The following is a 7755-nucleotide window of genomic DNA, read 5'->3' on the forward strand; positions in this document are numbered from 1 at the left end:
TCAAGAAAGGTTTTTTCGACATGGTCAGAGGCGGCGCAAAAGCCCCCAGTTTCCAGTCGCTCATCCTTACGCTCCAGAATTTCTGGGCCGAACAGGGATGCGTTATTCTACAGCCACATGACGTCGAAGTCGGTGCGGGTACTTTCCATCCGGCCACTACATTGCGAACGCTCGGTCCGGGTGTCTGGAACACCGCCTATGTGCAGCCGTCGCGCCGCCCAACAGATGGTCGCTATGGCGAGAATCCGAACCGCCTGCAGCATTACTATCAGTTCCAGGTGATCCTGAAGCCGTCGCCCGAAGATCCGCAGGCACTGTATCTCGAAAGCCTGAAGCGCCTCGGCATCGATCCGATGAAGCATGACATCCGCTTTGTCGAAGACGATTGGGAAAGCCCGACGCTGGGCGCCTGGGGCCTGGGCTGGGAAGTCTGGTGCGACGGGATGGAAGTGACGCAGTTCACCTACTTCCAGCAGGTCGGTGGCCTGGACGTGAATCCGGTCTGCGCCGAGCTGACCTACGGGCTTGAGCGCCTGATCATGTATATCCAGGGCGTCGACAACGTCTATGACCTGGACTGGAACGGGGCCGAAGGCGCCGCCCGCAAGACCTACGGCGATATCTTCCTCGAAAATGAGAAGCAGTTCTCGGCCTATAATTTCGAGCATGCCGACACGGCCGTGCTGCTGCAGCACTTCAAGGATGCCGAGGCCGAATGCGCCAAGCTCCTGGAGGCCGGTCTTCCGCTGCCCGCCTACGACCAATGCATCAAGGCGAGCCATAACTTCAATCTGCTGGATGCACGTGGGGTGATTTCGGTCACCGAACGTGCCGCCTACATCGGCCGCGTACGCGCCCTGGCCAAGGGCTGCTGCGAGGGCTGGATGGCGAAAATTTCAGCCTAAGAGATTGAAGGAAAAGATTTAAATGGCCGATTTTCTGCTCGAACTTTTCTGCGAGGAAATCCCCGCCCGCATGCAGGTGCGTGGAGTTGAGGAACTCAAAGACCGTCTCGTCGCGCTGCTGACCGAACAGGGGCTTGCGCCTGCCTCGGCCGAAGCCGAGGTGACCCCGCGCCGTCTTGCCTTCCACCTGACCGGGATTGCCGCCAAGGCCCCGGATCGCTCGGAAGAGAAGCGCGGTCCGCGCACTGACGCCCCGCAGCCCGCTATCGACGGCTTCCTGCGCTCCACCGGCTTGACGGTGGATCAGCTCGAGCGCCGTCAGACCGACAAGGGCGAGATGTTCTTCGCCGTCAGCCAGATTGCCGGGCGCGCCGCGACCGACATCCTGCCGGGTCTGATCGCCGATCTGATCCTGGGCTATACCTGGCCGAAGTCGATGACCTGGCGCGATACGGCGATGAAGTGGGTGCGCCCCCTGCGCTCGATCCTCGCCCTGTTCGACGGCAAGACCCTGCCCGGTGGCCTGCATCTAGGTGTGCGGACCGAGGGTGGCCGCCAGCCGGGCTATGTCGCCAGCGGCGCAGCGGACGATCTGAATTACCTGCCTTACGGCGATGTGACGCGCGGTCACCGTTTTCTCGCGCCCGATGCTTTCGCTGTGACCGACTGGGCCGATTATAAGGCCAAGCTGAAGGCGGCGAAGGTCGTGCTGTCGACCGACGAGCGCAAGCAGCAGATCCTTGATGGTGCCAAGGCGCTCTCAACCGAAGTCGGCGGCTCTCTGCTAGACGATCCGGGGCTTTTGGACGAGGTCGCGGGTCTGGTCGAATGGCCCGTGCCGCTGCGTGGCCGCATCGACGATGCCTTCATGGATGTGCCTGCCGAGGTGCTCACCACCTCCATGCGGTCGCACCAGAAGTATTTTGCGGTGCGAAAGAGCGACGGCAACCTTAGCCCCCACTTCGTCGTTGTAGCGAACATGATCGCAAGCGACGGCGGAACCATTATCATCGGCGGCAACGAGCGCGTGCTTCGCGCCCGCCTGTCCGATGCCAAGTTCTTCTGGGACCAGGACCGCAAGAAGCGGCTCGAAGACTGGTCGGAAGGCCTGAAGTCGCGCATCTTCCACGCCAAGCTGGGCACGGTTGCCGAGCGGGTGGAGCGGATCGCTGCACTGGCAGCCCATCTGGCGCCGCTGGTCGGTGCCGATGCCAAGTCTGCTGAACGCGCGGCCAAGCTTGCCAAGGCCGACCTCTCGACCGGCATGGTTGGCGAGTTCCCGGAACTTCAGGGCGTGATGGGCCAGTATTATGCCCGCCACCAGAATGAAGCCCCGGAAGTCGCAAAGGCGATTGCCGAGCATTATTCGCCGCTGGGTCCGTCCGACAATTGCCCGACCGCACCGGTGTCGGTGGCGGTTGCGCTGGCCGACAAGCTCGATCTGCTGGCTGGTTTCTTCGCCATCGACGAAAAGCCGACGGGGTCGAAGGATCCGTTTGCGCTGCGCCGTGCAGCCCTTGGCGTCATTCGCCTGATCACGGAAAATGGTCTGCGTCTGCCGCTGACCCCGCTGTTCACGAATGCTGTCGGCCGCTATGGCAAGGCTGATCCGAAGACCGTCGAAGCGCTGATCGCCTTCTTCGCCGACCGCCTAAAGGTGGCGATGCGTGAAAAGGGCGTGCGCCACGATCTGATCCAGGCTGTATTTGCGCTGGGTGGCGAGGACGACATTGTCCGTCTGCTCAAGCGTGTGGATGCGCTCTCGGCGTTCCTCGGCACCAAGAACGGTGCCGACCTGCTGGCGGGCAACCGCCGCGCGGTCAACATCCTCAAGATCGAAGAGAAGAAGGACGGCAAGTCCTACGGCGGCGCCATCGATGGCTCGCTGCTGTCGGAAGCGCCGGAACAGGCCCTTGCAAAGGCTCTGGCTGCGGCGGAAGCCGCTGTTAAGCCGCTGGTCGAGGCTGAAGACTACGCCGCCGCCATGGCCAAGCTGGGCGAGTTGCGCGATCCGGTCGATGCCTTCTTCACCGACGTTACCGTCAATGCCGATCAGCCTGCCGTTCGTGCGAACCGTCTGGCGCTGCTCGGGAACATCCGTGCTGTCTTCGGCCTTATTGCCGACTTCACGGTGATCGAAGGATAGGGGCGGGCGCCAGCATCAGGCTCCCGCTTCTGCCTGCCGTCTTTGACGGCATGGATAGGCCCCGGACGCAAAGTCCGGGGTGACGAACAATGAGAGGCCGGGTGGTCTCTTTGGAGGGAGTTAAAGATGGCGCAGTGGGTCTACAGCTTTGGTGAAGGTAAGGCGGAAGGCAGCGCGGACATGCGCAACCTTCTGGGCGGCAAAGGCGCGAACCTTGCCGAAATGAGCAATCTGGGACTGCCGGTTCCGCCGGGATTCACCGTCACCACCGAGCTTTGCACCTACTATTACGCCAATGACCGCAAGTATCCGGACGAGCTGAAGACCCAGGTCGACAAGGCGCTGGCCGAGGTTGAGCGTATCGTCGGCTTCAAGTTCGGCGATGCGGCCAACCCGCTGCTGGTTTCGGTCCGCTCCGGCGCTCGTGCCTCGATGCCGGGCATGATGGATACCGTCCTGAACCTGGGCCTTAATGATGTGACGGTCGAGGGGCTGGCCAAGCGCTCGGGCGATGCCCGTTTCGCCTTCGACAGCTATCGCCGCTTCATCCAGATGTATTCCAACGTCGTGCTGGACGTGGATCACCATCATTTCGAGGAGATCCTGGATCGTCATAAGGACGAGAAGGGACACTCCCTCGATACCGACCTGACCGCCGACGATTGGAAGGAAGTCGTCGCGGATTATAAGGCCGAGGTGAAACACGCCACCGGCAAGGATTTCCCGCAGGACCCGACCGAACAGCTGTGGGGCGCCGTCGGTGCGGTGTTCGCCAGCTGGATGAACCAGCGTGCCATCGTCTACCGCCGCCTGAACGAGATCCCGGAAAGCTGGGGCACGGCCGTCAATATCCAGGCCATGGTCTTCGGCAATATGGGCACTGATTGCGCCACCGGTGTCGCCTTCACCCGCGATCCATCGACCGGCGCGAACGAGTTCTACGGCGAATATCTCATCAATGCCCAGGGCGAGGATGTGGTGGCGGGTATCCGCACGCCGCAGCAGATCACCATCGCAGGGAAAAAGGCCAACCATTCGACCCTGCCGTCGATGGAAGAATCCATGCCGCAGACCTTCGCCGAACTCTCGGCGATCCGCGAGCGGCTGGAGCGTCATTTCCGCGACGTCCAGGACATCGAATTCACGGTCCAGAGCGGCAAGCTCTATATGCTCCAGACCCGCTCGGGCAAGCGCACCACTCAGGCCGCGTTGAAGATCGCAGTCGATATGGCGCGCGAAGGCCTCATTACCGAAGCCGAAGCCATCCAGCGTATCGAACCCAAGAGCCTCGATCAGATCCTGCATCCGACCCTCGACCCCAAGGCAGCGCGCACCATGCTGTCGCGCGGCCTGCCGGCATCGCCGGGGGCGGCCTCGGGCAAGATCGTCTTCTCCGCCGATAAGGCCGAGGACCTCGCCAACAAGGGCGAGGCGGTGATGCTGGTGCGTATCGAAACCAGCCCGGAAGACATCCACGGCATGCATGCCGCCAAGGGCATCCTGACCACCCGTGGCGGCATGACCAGCCACGCGGCGGTGGTGGCGCGCGGCATGGGGCGTCCTTGCGTCGCCGGTGCGGGCGAGATCCGCATCGACTATGCAGCAGGTACCCTGACCGTGGGTGGCAAGCAACTGAAAGAGGGTGACACCATCACCATCGATGGCGGCACCGGCGAGATCTTCCAGGGCCTCGTCCCGACCATCGAACCGGAACTGTCGGGTGATTTCGGCACGCTGATGGGCTGGGCGGACAAGATGCGCACCATGAAGGTCCGCACCAACGCCGAAACCCCGCTCGATGCCCGCACCGCCGTGACTTTCGGAGCCGAGGGCATCGGCCTCTGCCGTACCGAGCATATGTTCTTCGACGCCGACCGCATCATCGCGGTCCGCGAGATGATCATGGCGGATGATGAGAAGGGCCGCCGCGCCGCGCTCGACAAGATCCTGCCCATGCAGCGCTCGGATTTTGCCGAACTCTTCAAGATCATGAAGGGCCTGCCGGTCACCATCCGTCTGCTCGATCCGCCGTTGCATGAATTCCTGCCGCATACCGAAGCCGAAATGGCTGAAGTGGCGAAGGCCGCAGGCAAGGATCTTGCCTTCGTGAAGGGCCGCGGGGCCGCGCTCCATGAAAGCAACCCGATGTTGGGCCATCGCGGCTGCCGCCTGGGCGTGACCTATCCCGAGATCTATGAGATGCAAGCCCGGGCGATCTTCGAAGCGGTGGCGGAAGTGAAGGCCGCGACTGGCGAGTCGATCGAGCCGGAAGTGATGATCCCGCTGGTCGCGACTCGCAAGGAACTCGACCTGCTGAAGGCTGTCATCGATCGGGTTGCCAAGGAAGTCGAAGCCGCCAAGGGCGTAAGCTTCACCTATCTCGTCGGCACCATGATCGAACTGCCGCGCGCTGCCCTCCAGGCCCGCCAGATCGCCGAGTCAGCTGAATTCTTCAGCTTCGGCACCAACGATCTGACCCAGACCACCTTTGGCCTGTCGCGTGACGATGCGGGTTCGTTCCTGCAGAGCTACATCCGCCAGGGCATCCTGGAGGAAGACCCCTTCGTGTCGCTCGATCAGGATGGGGTGGGCGAGCTGGTGCAGATCGCTGCCGAACGTGGCCGTCAGACCCGCCCGGACATCAAGCTCGGCATCTGCGGCGAACATGGCGGCGATCCGTCGTCGATTGCCTTCTGTCAGTCGGTCGGCCTGACCTACGTCTCCTGCTCGCCTTACCGTGTGCCAATCGCGCGCCTTGCGGCGGCCCAGGCGGCCCTGAAGGTGTCCTACAACAAGGACAACCTCTAGACAGCAAAAGGGGGAGCCAATTGGCTCCCCCTTTTTATTGGTACTCAGAAGAATGCCTTGGTGATTGCCTGTGCGGCGGCTGTGTTGAGCGCGTCATGGGCTGCCTGCCAGTCTTCGGCGGTAGGGAGCGGGCCGGGGGAGACGTATTCGCCCTTCACCAGAATAGGCTGCCCTCCAAGGAGCGGCCCCTGCGGCGTCGATAACTGCAAGCGGATGACGTAGCGGATCATGCCCGCTGTGTTGGAGGCGAAGAGTTCCTGAATGGTTATCGTGACGTGCTTGGCGGTCTCATAATCGGGCGAGGAGCGGGAAACCGGGGTATAGCCTGCTTCGCGAAAACCTTGGATGACCGAATAGCGAACGGTCGCCTTGACCGTGGGCTTTAAGAGGACGAGTCCAATTCCCTTTCCCTCCACTCGCAAACCGAAGTTTCGGGTCTTTTCCTCTTCCGTGATAGGGGCAATGAAACTCTCAAAGTTCCGCTTGTCCTCAACCGCAGCGATCGTCACGAAAAGCCCGGGCTTGGCTGGGGTTCCGGCCATGGAACCGGCTGTTGCAAACAGGGCGAAACAGAACACCGTCGTTTGAACCAGTCTTGATAAGTACCTGTGCATCGAAGCCCACCGCAGTAACGTCGCTGGGGTTGTATTATCTCAACGGAATGCAAAGAAAAAGCACGCTATGTTCGGGGCGTTCTTCATGGGCCTGCCAGAAACAAAAAAGGGAGCCATCAGGCTCCCTTTTCCGCGTCAGGTCCCGCGTGGCGGGACGACGGATGACTACTCGTAACGGGCCGAAGTGACGCCGGTGTTACGGTTGTAGAGGATGGTGATCTTCGAGACCTTGCAGAGGTCGAAGCCCGACCATTCGGCCGAGCTGTTGTCATCGGAATAGATGACCTTCAGGTCGTACTTGCAGGTGCTCTGGCCGCGTTCGAACGAGATGTCGACCGCTTCGCCATTGGCCAGCACGTCGCGGCCCATGACGTCTTCTTCCCAATCCTTGGAAGCGGAGGGAGCGACATAAACTTCCGAAATGTCATACCCGGTCTTGTTGGTCAGGGTGAAATCCTGCTTGCCCTGGGCATGGGCGGCAGACACCGACAAAAATCCCATCGCGAGAACGGCGGCGGCGATGATCTTTTGCATGCTAACAATCCTTCTAGATGCTGGCTTAAAAAAACGAAACAAGGTACCGAGGTGTTCATGTTGCATATCTAAGAGCTTCGAAAGTATTAAATATTTTGTAAGTCTGATGAAAAAATTTACTAACGCGTTTTTAACCATTTTCTCTGTTGTTCTTAGTCTTTATTTTTTCTGAAAGTGCAAACGCTATGGTCGAGAGTTTCCAAACGATCTCTCCAGAAATTGATCTGGATCAACGCTCCGCAGCCGCTTCATCTTGATTGTGAGTGCGCTCATGGCCAATATTCGGTTATGTGAGGTTGAATAGTCGGGTTAGGCGTTACCATGCAAAGTCTGCTAGCCGGGGTTCGACGGCGATTGGTCGAGGTTCCCACATTGGCAGGCCATTCGAACCGGGTGGCCCATATCTCTGAATTCCTTGCCCGTCGTCTCAAATGGAGACCGAAGGCAGCCTTGATGCTGCGGGAGGCGAGTGAGTTGCATGATATCGGCAAGCTCGATATCCCACTGGCCGTGCTTATGAAGCCGACCATGTTGACGCCGGAGGAGCGGGCGCTGGTTCTCAATCATTCGGTGATGGGTCGCGACCGGCTACTCGATCAGAGGGAAGCGCCGGTATTCGAGATGGCGGCCCAGGTCGCGGCCGAACATCACGAATATTACGATGGTTCCGGATATCCCTATCTGTACAGAGATGGTAATCGGCTGACAGTGCCGCATAGTTTTGGCGGTCAGGCGGCGATGATGTCAT

At 60.6% G+C, this 7755-nt stretch carries 6 protein-coding genes; 4 read left to right on the forward strand and 2 right to left on the reverse strand.

Annotated elements, in window-relative coordinates; all coding sequences use genetic code 11:
- The first annotated feature begins 20 nt into the window (after positions 1–20).
- The 3 genes from ACFSM5_RS17075 to ppdK all read left to right on the forward strand — a co-directional run bounded on the left by ACFSM5_RS17075 (position 21) and on the right by ppdK (position 5859).
- Positions 21–905, forward strand: a complete 885-nt coding sequence (locus ACFSM5_RS17075; protein ID WP_379877720.1) for a glycine--tRNA ligase subunit alpha — start codon at positions 21–23, stop codon at positions 903–905.
- Positions 906–927: 22 nt separating this feature from the next.
- Positions 928–3051, forward strand: a complete 2124-nt coding sequence (gene glyS, locus ACFSM5_RS17080; protein WP_379877721.1) for a glycine--tRNA ligase subunit beta — start codon at positions 928–930, stop codon at positions 3049–3051.
- Between the two features lie 126 nt (positions 3052–3177).
- Positions 3178–5859 carry a pyruvate, phosphate dikinase gene (gene ppdK / locus ACFSM5_RS17085; protein WP_379877722.1) on the forward strand — a complete coding sequence of 894 codons (2682 nt, stop codon included), beginning with the start codon at positions 3178–3180 and terminating at the stop codon, positions 5857–5859.
- A 44-nt stretch (positions 5860–5903) separates the two neighbouring features.
- On the opposite strand, the gene ACFSM5_RS17090 is transcribed toward ppdK, so the two are convergent.
- Together ACFSM5_RS17090 and ACFSM5_RS17095 are read right to left on the reverse strand one after the other, a co-directional pair.
- Positions 5904–6401: a YajG family lipoprotein gene (locus ACFSM5_RS17090; RefSeq protein WP_379877723.1), complete on the reverse strand. Its 498-nt coding sequence runs from the start codon at positions 6399–6401 to the stop codon at positions 5904–5906.
- A gap of 237 nt (positions 6402–6638) precedes the next feature.
- Positions 6639–7007: a hypothetical protein gene (locus ACFSM5_RS17095; RefSeq protein WP_379877724.1), complete on the reverse strand. Its 369-nt coding sequence runs from the start codon at positions 7005–7007 to the stop codon at positions 6639–6641.
- A 321-nt stretch (positions 7008–7328) separates the two neighbouring features.
- Here ACFSM5_RS17095 and ACFSM5_RS17100 point away from each other — a divergent pair.
- On the forward strand, positions 7329–7755 hold a 427-nt coding region (locus ACFSM5_RS17100), incomplete at its 3' end, for an HD-GYP domain-containing protein (RefSeq protein WP_379877725.1).

This window comes from Lacibacterium aquatile, from assembly GCF_042683105.1.
GTDB lineage: Bacteria > Pseudomonadota > Alphaproteobacteria > Elsterales > Elsteraceae > Lacibacterium > Lacibacterium aquatile.

Bases quoted from the DNA above. Each gene is read 5' to 3' on its own strand.
- ACFSM5_RS17090 (WP_379877723.1), bottom strand. From the start codon at position 6,401: ATGGCCGGAACCCCAGCCAAGCCCGGGCTTTTCGTGACGATCGCTGCG.
- ACFSM5_RS17075 (WP_379877720.1), top strand. From the start codon at position 21: ATGGTCAGAGGCGGCGCAAAAGCCCCCAGTTTCCAGTCGCTCATCCTT.
- ACFSM5_RS17095 (WP_379877724.1), bottom strand. From the start codon at position 7,007: ATGCAAAAGATCATCGCCGCCGCCGTTCTCGCGATGGGATTTTTGTCG.
- glyS (WP_379877721.1), top strand. From the start codon at position 928: ATGGCCGATTTTCTGCTCGAACTTTTCTGCGAGGAAATCCCCGCCCGC.
- ppdK (WP_379877722.1), top strand. From the start codon at position 3,178: ATGGCGCAGTGGGTCTACAGCTTTGGTGAAGGTAAGGCGGAAGGCAGC.